Annotated in this window: 19 protein-coding genes; 9 read left to right on the top strand and 10 right to left on the bottom strand. The window is 69.4% G+C overall.

The features are described from left to right. Nucleotides 1–51 precede the first annotated feature (51 nt). Nucleotides 52–537, bottom strand: coding sequence for an RrF2 family transcriptional regulator (locus ACIBHY_RS18610; RefSeq protein WP_397257412.1), 486 nt, complete (start codon nucleotides 535–537; stop codon nucleotides 52–54). A 55-nt stretch (nucleotides 538–592) separates the two neighbouring features. Between ACIBHY_RS18610 and ACIBHY_RS18605 the strand changes: the two genes are divergently transcribed. Continuing rightward, a complete protein-coding gene (locus ACIBHY_RS18605) occupies nucleotides 593–1,642 on the top strand; it encodes an LLM class flavin-dependent oxidoreductase (protein WP_397307302.1) in 1,050 nt (349 codons plus the stop codon). Here ACIBHY_RS18605 and ACIBHY_RS18600 read toward each other — a convergent pair. Then, entirely contained in the window at nucleotides 1,611–1,997 is a 387-nt protein-coding gene (locus ACIBHY_RS18600) for an SCO5389 family protein (RefSeq protein WP_397257408.1), read from the bottom strand. The two genes, ACIBHY_RS18605 and ACIBHY_RS18600, sit on opposite strands and share 32 nt — an antisense overlap. An 88-nt stretch (nucleotides 1,998–2,085) precedes the next feature. Beyond that, entirely contained in the window at nucleotides 2,086–3,021 is a 936-nt protein-coding gene (locus ACIBHY_RS18595; RefSeq protein ID WP_397307301.1) for an ATP-binding protein, read from the bottom strand. A gap of 69 nt (nucleotides 3,022–3,090) precedes the next feature. Between ACIBHY_RS18595 and ACIBHY_RS18590 the strand changes: the two genes are divergently transcribed. Beyond that, complete coding sequence (locus tag ACIBHY_RS18590; protein ID WP_397257405.1) at nucleotides 3,091–3,564, top strand: tetratricopeptide repeat protein; 474 nt, start codon at nucleotides 3,091–3,093, stop codon at nucleotides 3,562–3,564. On the opposite strand, the gene ACIBHY_RS18585 is transcribed toward ACIBHY_RS18590, so the two are convergent. Further along, nucleotides 3,561–4,952 carry an LCP family protein gene (locus tag ACIBHY_RS18585; protein ID WP_397307300.1) on the bottom strand — a complete coding sequence of 464 codons (1,392 nt, stop codon included), beginning with the start codon at nucleotides 4,950–4,952 and terminating at the stop codon, nucleotides 3,561–3,563. The two genes, ACIBHY_RS18590 and ACIBHY_RS18585, sit on opposite strands and share 4 nt — an antisense overlap. A 124-nt stretch (nucleotides 4,953–5,076) precedes the next feature. Here ACIBHY_RS18585 and ACIBHY_RS18580 point away from each other — a divergent pair, with 124 nt between their 5' ends. Then, on the top strand, nucleotides 5,077–5,793 hold the full coding sequence (locus ACIBHY_RS18580; RefSeq protein ID WP_397257401.1) for a class I SAM-dependent methyltransferase: 717 nt from the start codon (nucleotides 5,077–5,079) through the stop codon (nucleotides 5,791–5,793). Between the two features lie 4 nt (nucleotides 5,794–5,797). Here ACIBHY_RS18580 and ACIBHY_RS18575 read toward each other — a convergent pair whose 3' ends face one another. The 4 genes from ACIBHY_RS18575 to ACIBHY_RS18560 form a co-directional block, all read right to left on the bottom strand. Continuing rightward, nucleotides 5,798–6,415, bottom strand: a complete 618-nt coding sequence (locus tag ACIBHY_RS18575) for a hypothetical protein (RefSeq protein WP_397257399.1) — start codon at nucleotides 6,413–6,415, stop codon at nucleotides 5,798–5,800. Beyond that, a complete protein-coding gene (locus tag ACIBHY_RS18570) occupies nucleotides 6,416–7,078 on the bottom strand; it encodes a hypothetical protein (protein ID WP_397257397.1) in 663 nt (220 codons plus the stop codon). It abuts the gene before it with no gap. Nucleotides 7,079–7,166: 88 nt separating this feature from the next. Continuing rightward, the gene (locus ACIBHY_RS18565) at nucleotides 7,167–8,237 is read right to left on the bottom strand and encodes a polyprenyl synthetase family protein (RefSeq protein WP_397307299.1); all 1,071 of its coding nucleotides are present in this window, start codon (nucleotides 8,235–8,237) and stop codon (nucleotides 7,167–7,169) included. A 5-nt stretch (nucleotides 8,238–8,242) separates the two neighbouring features. Continuing rightward, nucleotides 8,243–9,655, bottom strand: coding sequence for an MDR family MFS transporter (locus ACIBHY_RS18560; RefSeq protein ID WP_397307298.1), 1,413 nt, complete (start codon nucleotides 9,653–9,655; stop codon nucleotides 8,243–8,245). A 56-nt stretch (nucleotides 9,656–9,711) separates the two neighbouring features. On the opposite strand from ACIBHY_RS18560, the gene ACIBHY_RS18555 reads away from it, so the two are divergent. The 3 genes from ACIBHY_RS18555 to ACIBHY_RS18545 are packed head-to-tail and all read left to right on the top strand — an operon-like array spanning nucleotide 9,712 to nucleotide 11,604. Further along, nucleotides 9,712–10,218, top strand: coding sequence for a PadR family transcriptional regulator (locus tag ACIBHY_RS18555; protein ID WP_397257391.1), 507 nt, complete (start codon nucleotides 9,712–9,714; stop codon nucleotides 10,216–10,218). A 14-nt stretch (nucleotides 10,219–10,232) separates the two neighbouring features. Continuing rightward, nucleotides 10,233–10,631 carry a VOC family protein gene (locus ACIBHY_RS18550; protein WP_397307297.1) on the top strand — a complete coding sequence of 133 codons (399 nt, stop codon included), beginning with the start codon at nucleotides 10,233–10,235 and terminating at the stop codon, nucleotides 10,629–10,631. Between the two features lie 34 nt (nucleotides 10,632–10,665). Further along, nucleotides 10,666–11,604, top strand: a complete 939-nt coding sequence (locus ACIBHY_RS18545) for a serine hydrolase domain-containing protein (protein ID WP_397257387.1) — start codon at nucleotides 10,666–10,668, stop codon at nucleotides 11,602–11,604. On the opposite strand, the gene ACIBHY_RS18540 is transcribed toward ACIBHY_RS18545, so the two are convergent. Continuing rightward, nucleotides 11,594–12,454, bottom strand: coding sequence for a LysR family transcriptional regulator (locus ACIBHY_RS18540; protein ID WP_397257385.1), 861 nt, complete (start codon nucleotides 12,452–12,454; stop codon nucleotides 11,594–11,596). The genes ACIBHY_RS18545 and ACIBHY_RS18540 overlap by 11 nt on opposite strands. Nucleotides 12,455–12,525: 71 nt before the next feature. Here ACIBHY_RS18540 and dapA point away from each other — a divergent pair, with 71 nt between their 5' ends. Continuing rightward, nucleotides 12,526–13,401, top strand: a complete 876-nt coding sequence (gene dapA / locus ACIBHY_RS18535) for a 4-hydroxy-tetrahydrodipicolinate synthase (RefSeq protein WP_397257383.1) — start codon at nucleotides 12,526–12,528, stop codon at nucleotides 13,399–13,401. 4 nt (nucleotides 13,402–13,405) lie between these two features. Here the strand turns inward: dapA and ACIBHY_RS18530 are convergent, their stop codons facing one another. Then, complete coding sequence (locus ACIBHY_RS18530) at nucleotides 13,406–14,551, bottom strand: FAD-dependent monooxygenase (RefSeq protein WP_397307296.1); 1,146 nt, start codon at nucleotides 14,549–14,551, stop codon at nucleotides 13,406–13,408. 51 nt (nucleotides 14,552–14,602) lie between these two features. On the opposite strand from ACIBHY_RS18530, the gene ACIBHY_RS18525 reads away from it, so the two are divergent. Together ACIBHY_RS18525 and ACIBHY_RS18520 are read left to right on the top strand one after the other, a co-directional pair. Continuing rightward, the gene (locus ACIBHY_RS18525; RefSeq protein WP_397257379.1) at nucleotides 14,603–15,109 is read left to right on the top strand and encodes a MarR family winged helix-turn-helix transcriptional regulator; all 507 of its coding nucleotides are present in this window, start codon (nucleotides 14,603–14,605) and stop codon (nucleotides 15,107–15,109) included. A 157-nt stretch (nucleotides 15,110–15,266) separates the two neighbouring features. After that, nucleotides 15,267–17,240, top strand: coding sequence for an ABC-F family ATP-binding cassette domain-containing protein (locus tag ACIBHY_RS18520; RefSeq protein ID WP_397307295.1), 1,974 nt, complete (start codon nucleotides 15,267–15,269; stop codon nucleotides 17,238–17,240). Nucleotides 17,241–17,389: the final 149 nt, after the last annotated feature.

Genomic DNA, 17,389 nt, shown 5'->3' with positions numbered 1-17,389 from the left:
TCGCTTTCCTGGATGCTTGATATCTAGAATCTGATGACGGGAGAGGCCCGCTCAGGTGCGCAGGCTCTCGAAACGGGCACGGGTGCCCTCGCGGGTGCGCGGATGCTTGCGCTGCACGGTCGCGGCGATGTCGGCGACGGTCCTGCCCGCCAGCGACGTGCGCCAGGCGAGGTCGGCCTGCCGCATGGCCACCGAGATCTCACAGTGCGCGCGGTAGTCCACATCGTCGCGGCCGCCGGGACCCTTGCGCAGGATGCCCTCGCAGCGGAACGCGTCCTCGCGGCCCTCGATCGCGGTCACGATGTCGAGCAGGGTGATCTGGTCGGGCCGCCTGGCCAGCCTGAAGCCGCCGCGCGGGCCCGAGATGGAGGTGAGGATGCCCGCCTTCACCAGGGACTGAAGCTGTTTGTTGAGGTAGGCGGCGGGCAGCTCGTAGAAGGCGGCGAGCTTCTTCGCCGTGATCGCCTCTTCCGGGTCGAGCCACGTCATGTTGACGCAGCTGTGCAGCGCCCACTCGACGCCCTCGTTCATCCGCATATTCTGGATACTAGAACTCCAGAATAGGAAGCGCAACCCGGTTAGCATCTGAGGGGTGCGTATCGGGATCTTTCTGATCGCGGCCCAGTTCCCCGGACAGGACGCCGGTCAGGCGCTGGCCCAGGCCGTGGAGTGGATCGAGGCCGCCGAGGAGGCCGGGTTCGACGACGTGTGGATCGCCGAACACCACTTCATGTCGTACGGCGTGTGCCCGTCAGCCACCACGCTCGCCGCCCTGGCCCTGGGACGGACCCGGCGCATCGGCGTCGGCACGGCGGTCAGCGTGCTGTCGGCCTGGCACCCGGTGGCGCTGGCCGAGCAGGCGGCGATGCTGCACCATCTGTCCGGGGGCCGGTTCACGCTCGGGGTCGGGCGCGGTGGGCCGTGGCTGGAGCTGGAGGTGCTCGGCACCGGCGTGGAGCGCTACGAGCGCGGGTTCACCGAGTCGCTCGACCTGCTGTGCGCGGCGATGTCGGGGGAGCGGGTCGCGGCCGACGGGGAGTTCTTCCGCTTCCGTGAGGTGGAGATGGTCCCGGCGGCCCGGATGCGGCCGGTGGTGGCCTGCACGTCGCGGGCGACGGTGGCGCTGGCGGCCGAGCGGGGGCTGCCGATGCTGCTGGGCATGCACGTCGGCGACGAGGAGAAGGCGGACCTGCTGCGCGAGTACGCGGGGCTGTCGGGCGGCGTCGTGCCGGACGGGGACGGCGGGCATGTGGCGGCCGCCGTGGGGTTCGTGGGGGACTCGACCGAACGGGCGGTCAGGGAGCTCAAGGAGGCCATGCCGCGCTGGCTGGAGCCGGGTCTGGCGGGATATGTGCCGGTGGACGGCCGGGCCCGCCCGCCCCGCGATATCCCGAAATATGTGGACTTCTTGAGCCGGGCACACCCGGTCGGCGACGCCGATCTCTGCGTCGAACGGATCCGGCGCACCGCCGAGGTCACCGGCCTGCGCCACCTCATCCTCATGGTCGAGGGCGGCGGGCCGGACCGGACTCTGGACAACATCCGCCGCCTCGGGCGGGAGGTGCTGCCGAGGGCCCGGCGGCCGACACCGCCGGGCCCCGCGCCGCCGGCTAGCAGTCCACCAGCTCCGGCTTCTGGTTGAGGATCTGCGCCCTGGGGGTCACGAACTCGGCGAGCGCCTTCTCGGCCGACGGGTCGAAGACGGCGACCCGGTGGCAGTTCTGGAAGGCGAGCCGTACCCCGAAGTGGCGCTCCAGCGCGCCGCGCATCGAGTCGCTCGCGAGGCAGCGCAGGAGCTGTCCCCGCGCCTCCTCCGACGGCGGCGGTACCTGGTTGTCGGCGAACTCGGCGCCGCTCTGACCACGCTGCTGGACCAGCTCGCTGATCACCGACCAGGCGTAGGGCAGGGAGTCGCGTACGCAGGCGACGAAGGCCGCGTCGTCGACGTCGCCCGCACGGGCCCGATCGAGCAGATCGTTCGGAACGGTCAGCGACATGCTGTCTCCTCACTATGGAAGAAAGGGATCTATCTGACGCTAGGTGAGAGCCCCGCAGGGCTCCAGATGGCGGGAGGGGGACAGTCGTCTACTGGGCCAGCGCGGCCGGGCCGTACACGAAGCCGGGGTCGATCTGTGTGGCGAGGTCGAGTCCGGTGCGCTCGTTGGCCCACGCGCGGGCGTTGCGCAGGTGGAACTCGGCCGTCTGACGGCCGAACCGCGCCCAGTCCTTGGGCTGCGCGTCGAGCTGCTTCAGCAGTACGGCCAGCGCGTCGAGGTTGCCGGTCTCCGGATCGGCCAGCGCGAACGGCCGCCCCTGCTCCAGCGCGCGCACGGCGGGCGAGTGCTCCATCCAGGTCAGCAGGTCGTCGCCCACGTGCTCGCGCAGGAACGCGACGTCGCCGGGGTCCTGCACCTTGTTGCCGACGACCGCGATCGGCACCTCGAAGTCGGCGGCGTGGTCGCGGTACTGCCGGTAGACGCTCACGCCCTGCCGGGTCGGCTCGGCGACGAGCACGGTCAGGTCGAAGCGGGTGAACAGCCCGGAGGCGAAGGAGTCGGCGCCGGCGGTCATGTCGACCACGACGTACTCGCCGGCCTCGTCCACCAGGTGGTTGAGCAGGAGCTCGACCGCGCCGACCTTGGAGTGGTAGCAGGCGACGCCGAGGTCCTCCTCGCCGAACGGGCCGGTCACCATGAGCCGCGGGCCCTCGGGCGTCGGTGCGGAGTAGGGCAGGTCCTCGAACGTCAGCAGCCGCGAGCCGCGCCCCGGCGGAGTGGTCTTGACCATGGCCGCGGCCGAGGGGATGCGCGGGTTGTCGCCGCGCAGCAGCTCCTTGATCTCGGTGAGGCGGGCGCCGAGTGGCTCCGGCTGGGTGTCGAGGCCGAGCACGAGCGCGAGGTGCTGGTTGATGTCGGCGTCGACGGCGACGACCGGGCTGCCCTGGCCGGCCACGTATCTGGCGAACAGCGCGGACATGGTGGTCTTGCCGCTGCCGCCCTTCCCCACGAATGCCACGCGCACGCCGGAGCCTCCTTTGGTTTTGAAAACCGTTTTCGTTCTTGAGTGGGCTCATCATGCCACACTGCGGCCATGAGAGAAGAAGCTTTGGCGCGAGTCGCGGAACTGAACCGGGAAGGCAAGCTGGAGGAGGCGCGCGCGGCGCTGCTGGAGTTGTCGGCCGCGTATCCGGGTGATCCGGACGTGGCCCGGGAGACGGCCTACGCGCATGACCGGCTCGGCTTGGAGAGCGAGGCGGTGCCGTACTACGAGAAGGCGCTCGAACTGGGGGCGGACGACCGGGCCGGGGTGTTCACCGGGTTCGGCAGCACGCTGCGCGTGCTCGGGCGCTATGACGAGGCGCTGGCGACGCTGGAGCGCGGGCTGGCCGAGTTCCCGGGCGATCCGGCGTTGCGCGCCTTCCACGCCATGGCGCTGCACAACAAGGGAGCCCACCGCGAGGCGGTGAGTTCCCTGCTGAAGCTGGTGTCGGAGGGCGAGCAGGCCGGTGGTTACGGCCGCGCGCTCGCCTACTACGCCGACAACCTCGATCTGGTCGTGGACTAACCGCAGGTCTCGTCGAGGGCGATCGGGCGGTCGGCGCTCGGCTCCTGCGTGGGCGTGGGCGACGGCCGCTCGCCGGGGGCGGTGGCCGTCTTGTTCGCCGGGCGCTCGGCCAGCGCCTGCTGGACCTTGCGCCTGATCAGCTGCCAGTCGGGGTAGGCGGTGCTGATCAGCGGCGGCACGAAGCTGAGGCTGCGGATCCTGGTGTCCTTGACCTTCTGCGCCAGATCGACCAGGGCAGGCAGCAGGCTCTGCGGGATGTCGGTGGAGATGGCCCGCTTGGTGGCGGTGGCCAGGCTCTCGAAACTGTTGAGCACGGTCATCGGGTCGGCCTGCTTGGCGACCGCGTTGAGCAGGCACTTCTGGCGGCCCATGCGGACGTAGTCGTCGCTGTCGGTGCGCGAACGGCCGTACCAGAGCGCTTCCTCGCCGGAGAGTTTGCGGGTGCCGGCGGGCAGCAGGCCCTCGCGGTACTTGCCGTAGACGATGGGCTCCTTGATGGTGACCTTGACTCCGCCCATCGCATCGACGATCTGGGCGAAGCCATACATGTCGACCATCGCGTAGTAGGTGACCGGGATGCCGAGGATGCCGCCGATCGTCTGCTTGAGCAGGGCCGGGCCGCGCTGGCCCTTGTGCACGCCGGGGGTCGTCTCGGGGTAGTCCTCGGCGTACTGGAAGACCTCGTTGAGCAGGCCGGGCGTGTACGGCGGTTCGCCGGTGAAGCCGTAGGGGAAGCGCTGCCGGGCCGGGCCGGCGGGCAGGGGCACGTTCTCCAGGTTGCGCGGCAGGCCGAGCAGGGTGGTGGCGCCGGTGGCCACGTCCACGCTGGCCACGGTCATGCTGTCGGTACGCACGCCCGGCCGGTTGGCGGCGGCGTCGGCGCCGATGAGCAGGATGTTGACCCGGTCGGACCCGCTCCAGGGGTCGGCGGCGACGACGGGAGCGGTGTTCGTGTTGTTGAACAGGCTGGTGACCACGTCGCGCGAGACATAGGCCAGGCGGGCGGCGTAGGCGGTCGGGGCGACGACCAGGACGCACAGGACGACGGCCAGGATCGTGGTGGCCTTGCGGGCGGCGGTGTCGGAGGCGGCCGGCCGTACCAGGGCATAGGACCAGATGATCACCGTGGACCAGGCGACGGCGATCGCGATCAGCGTGATCGTCAGGGTGGTCAGCCAGCTCGGCTGAACCGCCAGCGACAGCAGGTGGCTGCCCAGCACGGTGACCACGGTCAGCACGGAGGCGAGCAGCAGCGCGTAGACGGCCATCAGCGCCAGGCCGGTACGCCGCCGGCCGGTGGCCAGATGGGCCACGCCCCACAGCAGGGCCGAGCCGAGGGTCAGCGCGATGCTGGCGCCGAGGCTGAAGTCGCGATCTCTGGCTGCCATCCCCTGCCAACCCCCGTTTCGAGCAGATCATCTCAGATTAGTAACGGTTTTGGGATGATTGGGACAAAATCCGGCTCGTGGCGCGTCAATTCACGGCAACGGAAACTTGCGATATAACGTGAGTGTGAGACGTGGAAAATATGGATTCGACGCGCCGTTGCCCTTCGCGGGGCTGGTCGTGGGAGCCGTTGTGCTGCTGGCTCTCACGATCGTCTCCTTCGCCTATGACGTGGTCCCCGCCGGCCTCGCGTTCCTCCTCGGAGGTCTATATACCCTGGCCAGCGCGTTCAGCTACGCGTACACCACGCGCCGGGGAAAGTTCGAGGTCTGGGCGGGGGAGCTCGACGACCTCGACGGCGGCGAACGCGTGCTCGACCTCGGCTGCGGGCGGGGCGCGGTGCTCATGGCCGCCGCGCGGCGGCTGTCCAAGGGGTACGCGACCGGCCTCGACCTGTGGCGCGCCAAGGACCAGTCGGGCAACCACGCCGCCGCCACCCGGGCCAACGCCGAGGCGGAGGGCGTCGCCGACCGGATCGAACTGGTCACCGGCGACATGCGGGCGCTGCCGTTCGTCAGCGACAGTTTCGACGCGGTCGTCTCCAGCCTCGCGATCCACAACATCGGCACGGCCGGGGGACGCGCCGAGGCCGTGCGCGAGGCCTACCGCGTGCTCGCGCCGGGCGGACGGCTGCTGATCGCCGACTTCCAGCGCACCGAGGAGTACGAGGCGGTCCTGCGCGGCCTCGGCGCCTCCGACGTGCGCCGGCGCGACCTCGGCTGGCGGTTCTGGTACGGCGGGCCCTGGTTCGCCACCCGGATGGTGGAGGCCTACAAGAGGTGATCGGTCAGAGGAGGCGGGGGAGGGCGGGGCGCATGACGCGGAGGGCGGCGCCGGCGTCGGCGAGGTAAAGGTGGGGGACGTCCACGAACACGCGCATCGGGCCGTGGTCCAGGCCGAGATTCCGCGCCATCTCGGCCTGGACGTCCGCGAGCGGCAGGTAGTTCAGGTAGCTGGTGAAGGCGTTCTGGGAGCGGAAGGTGGCCGTCATCAGCAGGCGGTCGTCCCTTGCCCGGAAGGCCAGGCCGGTCAGGCAGGGGACCGAGTCATACGGCTCGCCTGGCGTGGTCAGCGAGATCCAGCCGCTCTTGCTGTACGGCCTGGCCCGCAGCAACTCCGCCGCCCAGGTCAGCTGGCCCTTGATGCGGGCGCCGTAGCTGTACTTGAAGGGCTCCACGATCGTGTCCTCGGTGAATTTTCTGGTGTAGAGGGCCAGCTTGGCGGCGTCGCCGTACCGCTCGACGATGGGGTCGGCGGGGCTGGGGCGGGTGATCTCGACCAGCACGGGCGGGCCTTCGATGACGGGGCCGCGGTCGTCGTCGGCCGGGACCCCGGATATCCAGACATGGCGGATCAGACCGATCCACGCCTCCCCACATGACGCCCATTGCACTGGGCTGTCCATTTACGTCTCCATATTCGGGAACTTGTAGGGGTTGTGGGGGAGCCGGCGCCGTCTTGTCACGTTGCAACGCACGTAGTAGATCGAGTAGTGCACCAGGGCGACGAGCAGGATGCTGGTCAGCAGCAGGAGCAGATTCGGGTACGTCCTGGACAGCCCGGTCACCCCTACCGTCAGGTAGGCCGAGTTGACCAGGGCCATCATCATCACGTTGATGCCCGGCCAGGTCAGCGGCGCGTAGGTCTCCGGGAAGCGCGGGTCGACGGGCAGGTTGGGCGTCCAGTCGAGCTCGTCCTTCAGCTGCGCCGTGTACAGCAGGCGGAAGTTGTTGATGGCCCTGGCCGTCCTGCCGTGCGCGTTGACCGCTTCGATCAGCCGCAGGAACGGCAGCACCCCCAGCAGGCCGAAGGCGGCCACCAGCGCGAAGAGGTACGGGGGAACGCTCTGCCAGGTCGTCAGATCATGTGGATTGACGACCTTGGCACTGGTCAGCGCGATCGTGGCGAGGAACGGCACCGACAACAGGCTCATCGCGAGCCTGGTCATCTTGAGCCGTTCTTCCTTCGCGGCCAGGTGGACCTGGTAGATGCCGTTGAAGTCCACGGCGGCGAGTTGGAGGAAGTGGGTCGCTTCGAGCGGCCCCGGTGAGGGGGATGACTTCCGCATCGGCGTGCTCCTGGATGGCCCGGTGAATCCAGTATGAGCACAGTTTCCGGAATTTGACTGGCATTCCTGCCAATCATTCCAACAAATCTCAACTTGTGGATGTCAGTGCAGGTCGGTTGATGGTTCTGATGATTGTGTTGATGTATGCGGTGGGAAGAGAGCGGAGGATTCCGGCGATCTCGTGGTCGCCGATCTCGGGGAGTGCGGCGAGGGCTTCGGCGGCCAGTCCGCGGCAGTATTCGATGGTCGTCTCGACCATCGTGGTCTGGCGAAGCTGGGCGAGGATCGCGGCTACTTGCTCATCCGAAATTCCCCTTTGTAGTGATATATCACCGTTTGTGAGGAAATTCGCTTTTGAGAGGATTAGCGGGAGGCTGTAGACGCCCTGCTTGAGGTCGTTGCCCGCGGGCTTGCCGAGTTGCTCGCTGGTGGCGGTCAGGTCGAGGAGGTCGTCGAGGATCTGGAAGATCAGGCCGAACCGCTCGCCGTACGCGGCCATCCTCGCCCGGTCCTCCGGGGAGGCCTGGGCGCAGACGGCGGCCACCAGGCAACTGGCGCGGAAGAGCGCTGCGGTCTTGCCGGTGATCGAGCGCAGCGCGCTGGCCTCGGTACGGCGCGGGTTGAACAGGTCCGTCGTCTCCAGGTACTGGCCTTCGGCCAGCTCCACCACCGTGGCCGCCAGCACCTCGGCGACCGGGCGGGAGACCGAGGTGATCGCGGCCAGGCCCGCTCTGGCCAGCATGAAGTCCCCGATGACCAGGGCCTTGCCGTCGCCCAGGTCGGAGTTGAGCGTCGCCGCGCCCCGGCGTTCCGTCGCGCGGTCCATCAGGTCGTCGTGGACCAGCGAGCCCGCGTGGATCAGTTCCACGCAGGCCGCCGCGGTGATGACCCTTCTGTCGGGGGTCTTGCCCAAGGCCATCGCCGTGGCGAGCGTCAGCGCGGGTCTCAGGCGTTTGCCGCCGGAGTTGATCACACGGGAGGCGCCGGCGTTGATCCCCGGCAGCGCCGAAGAACCGCTCAGTCGCGCCACGCGCGATTCCACCTTGCGGAGGCCGTTGACGATCGCCGGGTTTCGCAGCAACTGATCCATACCTCCAGACTGCGTCGCGGTGGCTGTGCCGTACCTGAGAGACGCTGAGGTTTTTCTCAGGAGACCCACCAGTCTCAGGGGAAGGTCAGGCGGGTGTTGGGGAGGGCGATCAGGGCCACCAGGGCGACCAGGGCGCCGGCCACTCCCAGGACGGGGATGATCAGGGCGGCGGCGGAGGCGTGGGCGGCGGGCAGGCCGTGGAGCGGGGTCTGCTCGGTCAGGACGGAGGTGTAGGTGGTTCCGGCCAGGGCCAGGGCGACGGAGCCGCCGATGTGGCGGAAGAAGTTCAGGTTGGCGGAGGCGGTGCCGAGGTACTGGGGCGCGACGGAGGCTTGGGCGGCGACCGTCAGGCCGGACAGCATGGGACCCATGCCGAGCCCGATCAGTGACATCCAGACGATGAGCAGCCAGTTCGGGGTGTGGACGGTCAGGTTCAGGCAGAGGAGGGTGCCGGCGATCATCAGGGCGGGCGCGGCGACGAGCCAGGGCTTGTAGACGGCGGTTCTGGCCATGAGGACGCCCATGATCCAGCTGCTCGCCAGCATGCCGAGCATCAGCGGGTAGATGCGCAGGCCGGAGGTGGTCGCGTCCTCGCCGAGCGCCTCCTGGAAGTAGCGGGGCAGGAAGACGACGCCGGTGTACATGACGAACGCGGTGAAGAACGACGTCACGTTGACCAGCGTGTAGCTGCGGCCGGCGAACAGGTGCATGGGCATGACCGGCGAGGCGGCCCGCCGTTCCACGAGGACGAAGGCGGCGAGCAGGACCAGCGCGAGCCCGATCGGCCCCAGCACCGGGAGGCTGGTCCAGGTGTTGCCGTCGAGGCCCTTTTCGGTCAGGCCGATCAGCAGCGCGCCGATCGCCAGGCTGAAGATCGAGATGCCCAGGTAGTCGGGGCGTTCGCGGCCGGTGCCGGGCTGGTGGGGCAGGTTGCGCGCGACGACGGCGAGCAGCACCAGGCCGATCGGCACGTTGACGTAGAAGGCCCAGCGCCAGGTCGCGTGGTCGGTGAACAGCCCGCCGAGGAACGGCCCGGCCAGGTAGCTCAGCGCCATGACGCCGCCAACGGCCCCCTGGACCCGGCTGCCGCCCTGGGTGGGCGGGAACAGGCTGAGCGCCAAGGCGAGCGACAACGGGACCAGCGCGCCCGCGCCCAGGCCCTGGATGGCGCGGAACGCGATGAGCTGGGTCATGTCCTGCGCGAGGCCGCACAGGGCCGAGCCCAGGACGAAGATGACCATGCCTATCAGCAACAGCGGTTTCCTGCCGTGCTGGTCGGACAGCCTGCCGTACAGGGGCATCGTCACCGTCGAGGTGAGCAGGTAGGCGGTCACGACCCACGTGTAGAGGTCGGATCCGCCCAGTTCCGCGGTGATGCGGGGCAGAGCGGTGCCCACGATCGTCTGGTCCAGCATCGCGATGAACATTCCGCCGAGCGCGGCGGCCACGAGGAGGGTGGTGCTTTGAGGCTTTGTGTCAGTCGGCACCTGTGAAGGTTCATATGTAAGGCTTTACATGTCAAGCCTTGGGTATGCTCCGGAGCATGTCCCTGCGGATCGCGTTGCTCGGCCTGCTGGCCGTCAAGGGCCCGGCGAGCGGTTACGACCTGGCCAAACTGTTCGAGGGTTCGCTCAACCATGTCTGGCAGGCCGGGCACACCCAGATCTATCCGGAGCTGGTGAGGATGGCCGGTGACGGGCTCCTGGCGGTCGAGGCCGAGGGCGCCAGAGGGCGCAAGATCTACACGATCGCGGAGGAGGGGGCGCGGCAGTTGCACGAGTGGCTGGCCGATCGCGAGCCGACCACGACCGTCCGCAGTGAGACCGCTTTGCAGGCGTTTCTCCTGCCGATTCTCGACACCGACGAGGCCATCGCGGCGGTCGAGCGAGTCAAGGCCCGCGCGCAGAAACGCCTGGACGAACTGAAATGCCTGCCGCCCGTCGCGAAGAACCCCAAGTTCGGCAGGTACGCGCTGCGCCTCGGCCTGGCCCAGACCCGCGCGACGATCGAATGGGCCGACGAAACACTCCACGCGCTGCGCACCAAATAGGCCATGATCTACCGATGATCGGTCATATCGGAGTCAACGTTCCCGACCTCGAAAGCGCGCGGACCTACTACGACGCGTTGATGCCCTTGCTGGGCTTCGAGAAGCACCTGGATATGGCCGATCAGTTCGCTTTCCGTCCGGCGGGGGGCAAACCGGGCACGTACCTCTTCTTCTATCCGGCGCTCACGCAGACCCCCTACAGCAGGCACCAGACCGGGTTGCAGCACCTGGCCTTCATGGTCAAGAGCCGGTCGGCGGTACGGGCGGCGCATGACTGGGCCATCGGAATGGAATGCCAGATCCTCCAGAAGCCACGAAATTTCCCTGAATATCCGCCGCCCTACTACGCGACGTTCTGGCTGGACCCGGCGGGGATCATGCTGGAGGCGGTCTGCCATCATGACCGGCCTTGACCCTCACACCGTGTGAGATGGGACCGTATGCCGCATGACGGAACTTGCTGAACGAGTCGACCAGGTCATCCGCGACGGTCGCGCGCCCGGCCTGCACGGGCTCGTGGTGATCCGTGGCGGCGAGACGGTCCTTGAGCGCTATGGCCAGGGCGAAGACTTCAAGTGGAACGACTCGATCGGCACCGTGGTCTTCGACCGCGGCACCCTGCACGACATCAGGTCGGTGACGAAGAGCATCACGGCTCTGGTGTACGGCATCGCCCTGGGCAAGGGCTTGGTGCCCGATCCGGACGAGCCGCTGATGGCAGCCTTCTCCGAGTACCCCGACCTGGCCGCATCCAAGCGGAACCACACCATCGGCCACGCGCTGACCATGACGCTGGGCCTCGAATGGGATGAGAGCGTCCCCTACACCAGCCCGGCCAACAGCGAGATCGCCATGGAGATGGCGCCGGACCGCTATCGCTACGTCCTGGAACGCCCGGTCGTCGAGGAGCCCGGCACCCGCTGGGACTACTGCGGCGGCGCCTCCGCGCTGATCGGCCGTCTGATCGTCAAGGGCGCCGGCACCACCCTGGACGCCTTCGCCCGCGACACGCTGTTCGATCCGCTCGGGATCTCGTTCGAGTGGATGGCGGGTGAGGACGGCGCGGTCTCGGCCGCCTCCGGTCTGCGCCTGGCGCCGCGCGATCTGGCGGCTGTCGGGCAGCTTGTGCTGGAGGGCGGGCGGGGCATCGTGCCCGGGGAGTGGATCACGCGGTCGCTCACGCGGCACGTCGCGCGGGAGGACGGGTCGGGGTACGGGTACCAGTGGTATCTGGGCGACGGGTGGTTCGGCGGGTTCGGGAACGGGGGGCAGCGGCTCTTCGTCGTGCCGGGCGAGAACCTGGTCGTGGCGACCGCGGCCGGCGAGTACAACGACTTCGAGCAGCCGAGTGCCTCCGCCGTCATGGACGCCGTTCTCAGCGGGTGACGGCGCTCTTGAAGGCGGCCACGGCGGCGAGGATGGCGGGGTGCCGGCCGTACCCCTTGCGGAAGGCGACGAGCGTGCGGCGGGACAGCGGCAGCGGGGTCAGGCGCACGCCCGGCGGCGGCGACTGCGTGGCCAGGCCGGGCACCAGCGCGACGCCCTGACCCGCGGCGGCGAAGGCGAGGACGGTGTCGAAGTCGTCCACGTGGTGCCGCACGTGCGGCTCGAACCCGGCCGCCTGGCAGGCCCGGATCGCCATCGTGTGGCAGAGCGTGCCCGGTTTGCTCATGATCCACGGGTCGTCGCGGGCGTCCCGGATCGAGGGCCGGTCGGTGAGGTACATCGGCTCCTCGAACAACGGCTCGGCGCAGATCCCCAGATCCACGACAGGCGGCACGAAGTCGTACTCGTGCACCAGCGCCACGTCCAGCTCGCCCGCCCGCAACGCGGCCGACACGTCCGCCGGGTCGATCTCCGACACCATCGGCTCCAGCGCCGGGTGGCCCGCCGCGAGCTCGGCGAGCGCGCGCGGCAGCAGCACCCTGGCCGCCGACGGGAACGCGCCGATCCGCAACGGCCCGCCCGGCCCGCCGCTGAGCGCGGCGAGCGCCGCCGTCGCCCGCTCCAGCTCTTCGAGTACGGCATGCGCATGCGTCACCAGCACCTGAGCCGCCGGGGTCAGGCTGACCGTGCGGCCGGTGCGTTCGAGCAGGGGCAGCCCGGCCTCCCTTTCCAGGGCGCTGAGCTGCTGTGACACGGCCGACGGGGTGAAGTTGGCGGCTTCGGCGACGGCGGCGATGGTGCCGCGCTGGGCGAGTTCGCGCAGGAGGTGGAGCTTGCGAGGATCGAGCATAAGACAAGCTTAAGCTCGACCGTAGGAATCGGCGCTGGACCTAATCAATGATCGTGCCGCACGCTCGGAACATGCTGAGAGGAATCTACGTACCGCTGATCACGCCCTTCACCGCGGGCGATCAGGTCGATCTGGAGGCGTTCGAGAAGCTCGCGCACCACGTGCTCGACCAGGGCGCGAGCGGGCTCGTGGCGCTCGGCACGACCGGCGAGGTCGCGATGTTGAGCGCCGAGGAGCGCGCCGCGGTGATCGAGAACTGCGTGCGGGTGTCCGGTGAGCGGGATGTTCCGCTGATCGTGGGCGTTTCCGGCAACGACACCCGCTCGACGATCGCCGCCCTGCGCGCTTTGCCGTCCGGGGTGACGGCGGCGCTGGTGCCGGTGCCGTACTTCCTGCGCCCGTCGGAGCGCGGGGTGATCGCGCACTTCGAGGCGCTGGCCGAGGCGTCGCCGGTGCCGCTGGTGATCTACCACATTCCCTACCGGACGGGTCAGCCGGTCTGTGCCGCCACGCTGCGGCAACTGGGCGCGCACCCGATGATCGCCGGGGTCAAGTACGCGGTGGGCGGCATCGACCAGGACGCCGTCGACCTTCTGGCCGATCTGCCGACCGGGTTCCAGGTCCTGGGCGGGGACGACGCGTTCATCTCGCCGCTGCTCGCGCTGGGGGCGTCCGGCGGCATCCTGGCCTCCGCGCATCTGGCCACGGACCGGTTCGTCGCGTTGGTGGAGGCTTGGGAGTCGGGTGACGCCGTTCTCGGGCGTTCGCTCGGACATCGGCTGGCGCGCCTGTCCGCGACGCTCTTCGCCGAGCCCAACCCCACGGTGATCAAGGGGGTGCTGCACGAGCGCGGGCTGATCCCCACCGCGGAGGTACGGCTGCCGCTCCTGCCCGCCGGCGACCAGTCGGTCACCCAGGCCATCGCCGCCCTGTCCACCATGGGCTGACCCGTCACAAGGAGACGTGGTGGCGGTACAGCCAGGACAGGGACTCCTGGCTGGCCGTCTTCTTCAGGAACAACGGCATCATCAGGTCGCGGAACACCCGCCCCACCGGTCCGGCGGCCTTGCTGTTGCTGATGGTCCGCGAGTACGACACCACCCGCTCGGCCCGCTCGCGGCGCTCGGCCTCGAACGCGGCGAAGGCCGCACTGTGGTCAGGGGCGTCACGCAGGCAGCGGGCCAGCACGATCGCGTCCTCGATGGCCTGCGAGGCGCCCTGGCCGGCGCTGGGCGAGGTGGCGTGCGCGGCGTCGCCGGTCAGCACGACCCTGCCCTTGTGCCAGATGGGGACGGGCGGCAGGTCGTACACCGGGAAGCCGTCCCCGATCGGGCTGTCGCGCAGGAGGTCGGCGGTGCGGTTGCCGTCGTGGCGGAAGGCCTCGACGAGCAGCGGCCGCCAGTCGCCCGGCACGTCGCCCTCCTCGCGCGGCAGGTTCGCGAACCACCAGACCTCACCCGAGGCGGCCACCGTGTAGCCGAAGAACGCCTTCTTGCCGAAGATCATGTGGTACGTGCCCGGTTCGCCGGTCAGGCCGGGGAAGGTGGTGAGACCGCCGAAGCTGTACAGGCCGGAGTAGCGGGGGGCGGGGGCGTTCGGGTCGATCAGGGTGCGGGTGCGTGAGTGCACGCCTTCCGCCGAGATCAGGATGTCGCCGGTCGCCCGCGTACCGTCGTCGAAGTGGGCGACGACCTGGTCGCCGGTGTCGTCCAGGGAGACGAGGCGCTTGCCGTACCGGATCTTGATGCCGCGCGCGGTGGCCTGGTCGCGCACGATGCGGTAGAGGTCGGAGCGCAGGATCGTGTGGCTGACCGTGCCGTCGTCGAGGGCCAGGCCGTTGGCGACCTCGCCGAGGCGTTTGCCGGAGCCGCTGGTCATGACCATGCGCGGGGTCGGGATTCCGGCGGCCATGACCTCGCGGTGCGTGTCGAGGACGCGCAGGGCGGACAGGCCGTTGGAGGCGACGTTCAGGAACGAGCCGACGCCCTCCGCCGTCGCGCCGTAGGCCTCGAAGATCTCGGCCTCGATGCCTGCCTTCTGCAGCGCCATCGCGGTCGCCGGTCCGCCGATCCCGCACCCTGTGATGAGAGCCTTCATCGTGATAACCTTTCGTTCGGTCGAACGAAATATATGACGATAGGAGAGGGTGTGTCCAGAGATATTTCGGAACACCGAAAGAATCTTCTCCAGGCGCTCGGCGACGCGGGGCGGGAGAGCAGCAACGCCGCGGTCATGTACCACACCGTCATGAGCGGGCTGCTCGGGCTCGGTGTGACCGAATGGAAGGCCCTTGACCTGCTCCAACGCCTTGGGCCGCTGACCGCGGGCGAACTGTCGCAGCACACCGGACTGGCTCCGGCCTCCGTGAGCGGGCTGGTGGATCGGCTGGAGGCGAAGTGGATGGTACGCCGCATCCGCGACCTCAAGGACCGGCGCCGGATCATCGTCGAGATCAACCCGGAGCAGTTGTCAGGGGCGAGTGCCGAGGCGATCGAGGTGTTCGAGCCGTTGATGCGGGGACTGGCCGATCTGTACGACGCGTACACGGACGAGCAGTTGGAGCTGATCCTCGACTACGTGACCAAGGCGGCGGCGGTCCAGCGCGCCGCGACCACCATCCTCACCGAACGCCAGCCCCGGCGATCCCACGATTAGGTCTTGACATATAGCAACATCCGCCCCAACCTAAACCGCATGGGTTCCCTGTGATTCTCGCACCGGACGCGTAGAGCGCTGCTCCGCGATCCGTCCCGCCATCGATCCGTTCGTTTTCGATGCGGCATTTGTGCCGAGAATCGGAGGTGGCTGCTTTATGCGTGCTACCCAACTATCGCTCTCAGACATCACCAAGCGTTACGAAGACCGCGTCGTCCTTGACCGGGTGACCTTCACCGTGAAGCCCGGCGAGAAGGTCGGCGTCATCGGGGACAACGGCTCCGGCAAGTCCACGTTGCTGCGGTTGATCGCGGGGGCCGAGAGGCCCGACAACGGCGAACTCACCGTCGTGGCGCCGGGCGGCATCGGGTACCTGCCCCAGGCACTCGACCTGCCCGCCGGATCCACGGTGAGCGACGCCATCGACCGCGCCCTCCACGACCTACGCACCCTGGAGGCCCGCATCCGCACAGCAGAAACCCGCCTCGCCAAAGCCGACCCCACCCCCACTTTCACCACCCCGCCCACGGTCCCGTCGGCCACGGGCTCCGTGTTCACGGGCGTCGGGACCACCGGTGGCGGGGCCGTAGCCGGTGATCAGGGCGCCGGGACCGGAGGGGTGACTGTGGCCGAGCTGGAGGTGGAGCTGGCTGCCTATGGGGAGCTGGTGGCGGCCTTTGAGGCGCGGGGCGGGTACGAGGCCGACGCGCGGGTGGAGGTGGCCCTGCACGGACTGGGGCTTCCGGGGCTCGATCGGGAACGCCCGCTGGACACCCTGTCCGGCGGCGAACGCTCCCGTCTCGCCCTGGCCGCCACCCTCGCCGCGGCCCCCGAACTGCTCCTGCTCGACGAACCCACCAACGACCTGGACGACCAGGCCGTCACCTGGCTCGAAGAGCACCTACGCGCCCACCGCGGCACCGTCGTGGTCATCACCCACGACCGGGTGTTCCTGGACCGGATCACCTCCACGATCCTGGAGGTCGACCAGTCCCAGGTACGCCGCTACGGCAACGGCTACACCGGCTACCTCACCGCGAAGGCGGCCGAGCGGGCGGCATGGGCGCTGGAGCACGAGGAGTGGAAGAACGAGCTGGCCCGCCACGCCACCCTCGTCGACGCCAACGCCTCCCGCCTCGGCGCCATCCCCCGCAAGGTCGCCAAGGCCGGCATGGGCACCGGCGCCTGGCGCGCCCGCTCCCGGGCACATGGCGCGATGAGCCGCATCCGCCAGTCCAACCAACGCCTGGACTGGCTCCGCACCCACCCCGTCCCACCCCCACCGGCCCCCCTCCGCTTCACCCCGACTCCGCTCTCCCCGCCCGCCGCCCCCGCTACCCAACCGGGCCGGCTGTCCGGGTCGGACCGGCCGTATGTGTCCGGGTCGGACCGGGATGGGGCGTCTGGGCCGAGACAAGCGTCTGGTCCCGACTCGGTAGCCGGGTCGGACCGGTTGTCCGTGTCTGGCCTGGGCTGGGACGGGGCGTTCGGGACGAAGCGAGCGCTTGGGGCGGACCGGCCGTCCGGATCGGGCCAGGTCGGTGGGGTGGAGGGGGCTGGGATGGTGGAGCTTGGTGGGGTTCGGGTGGGGGAGCGGCTCAGGCTGGACTTCCTGCGGATCCTGCCCGGCGAGCGGCTGCTGGTCACCGGGCCCAACGGGGCGGGCAAGAGCACGCTCATGCAGGTCCTGGCCGGCGAGCTGGTGCCCGACGCCGGAACGGTCAAGCGCCCGCCCCGCGTGGGATACCTGCGGCAGGAGGACCGGCCGGGGCGGATGGATCGGACCGTACTGGGCGCGTTCGCCGAGGGACGGCCGGGCAGCATGGACGAGCACGCCGACGCGCTGCTGTCCCTGGGGCTGTTCCGTCCCGCGGACCTGCGGTTGCGGGTGGGTCAGCTGTCGTACGGCCAGCGCCGCCGCATCGACGTCGCCCGCCTGGTCAGCCGACCCGTCGACCTGCTCCTCCTGGACGAGCCCACCAACCACCTCTCCCCTCACCTCGTCGAACAACTGGAGGAGGCCCTGTCCGTCTACGAGGGCGCCTTGGTGATCGTCACCCACGACCGCCGCATGCGGGCCGCCTTCCAGGGCTCACGCCTGGAACTCAAAGACGGCCACCCCACCACCTGACCCGCGCCCATCCACACCCTGTGGATAGACACGGCACCGACAGCCAGTCCGCGCGACCTGCTCGCGAACTGGTCTCCAACCTGCGGCACCGCGGCCCACGCCCGACGGGGAAGGCAAGCGCGGGGCATGGTGGGCGCGGGGCATGGTGG

The sequence above is a fragment of the Nonomuraea sp. NPDC050547 genome, assembly GCF_044457345.1.
Taxonomy (GTDB): Bacteria; Actinomycetota; Actinomycetes; order Streptosporangiales; family Streptosporangiaceae; genus Nonomuraea.
This window is presented reverse-complemented; position numbering and strand designations above follow the sequence as displayed.

Coding starts and splice junctions, on each gene's coding strand:
- ACIBHY_RS18575 (WP_397257399.1), bottom strand. CDS start 6,415: ATGGACAGCCCAGTGCAATGGGCGTCATGTGGGGAGGCGTGGATCGGT.
- ACIBHY_RS18570 (WP_397257397.1), bottom strand. CDS start 7,078: ATGCGGAAGTCATCCCCCTCACCGGGGCCGCTCGAAGCGACCCACTTC.
- ACIBHY_RS18555 (WP_397257391.1), top strand. CDS start 9,712: ATGTCCCTGCGGATCGCGTTGCTCGGCCTGCTGGCCGTCAAGGGCCCG.
- ACIBHY_RS18590 (WP_397257405.1), top strand. CDS start 3,091: ATGAGAGAAGAAGCTTTGGCGCGAGTCGCGGAACTGAACCGGGAAGGC.
- ACIBHY_RS18530 (WP_397307296.1), bottom strand. CDS start 14,551: ATGAAGGCTCTCATCACAGGGTGCGGGATCGGCGGACCGGCGACCGCG.
- ACIBHY_RS18545 (WP_397257387.1), top strand. CDS start 10,666: ATGACGGAACTTGCTGAACGAGTCGACCAGGTCATCCGCGACGGTCGC.
- ACIBHY_RS18540 (WP_397257385.1), bottom strand. CDS start 12,454: ATGCTCGATCCTCGCAAGCTCCACCTCCTGCGCGAACTCGCCCAGCGC.
- ACIBHY_RS18550 (WP_397307297.1), top strand. CDS start 10,233: ATGATCGGTCATATCGGAGTCAACGTTCCCGACCTCGAAAGCGCGCGG.
- ACIBHY_RS18520 (WP_397307295.1), top strand. CDS start 15,267: ATGCGTGCTACCCAACTATCGCTCTCAGACATCACCAAGCGTTACGAA.
- ACIBHY_RS18610 (WP_397257412.1), bottom strand. CDS start 537: ATGCGGATGAACGAGGGCGTCGAGTGGGCGCTGCACAGCTGCGTCAAC.
- dapA (WP_397257383.1), top strand. CDS start 12,526: ATGCTGAGAGGAATCTACGTACCGCTGATCACGCCCTTCACCGCGGGC.
- ACIBHY_RS18585 (WP_397307300.1), bottom strand. CDS start 4,952: ATGGCAGCCAGAGATCGCGACTTCAGCCTCGGCGCCAGCATCGCGCTG.
- ACIBHY_RS18600 (WP_397257408.1), bottom strand. CDS start 1,997: ATGTCGCTGACCGTTCCGAACGATCTGCTCGATCGGGCCCGTGCGGGC.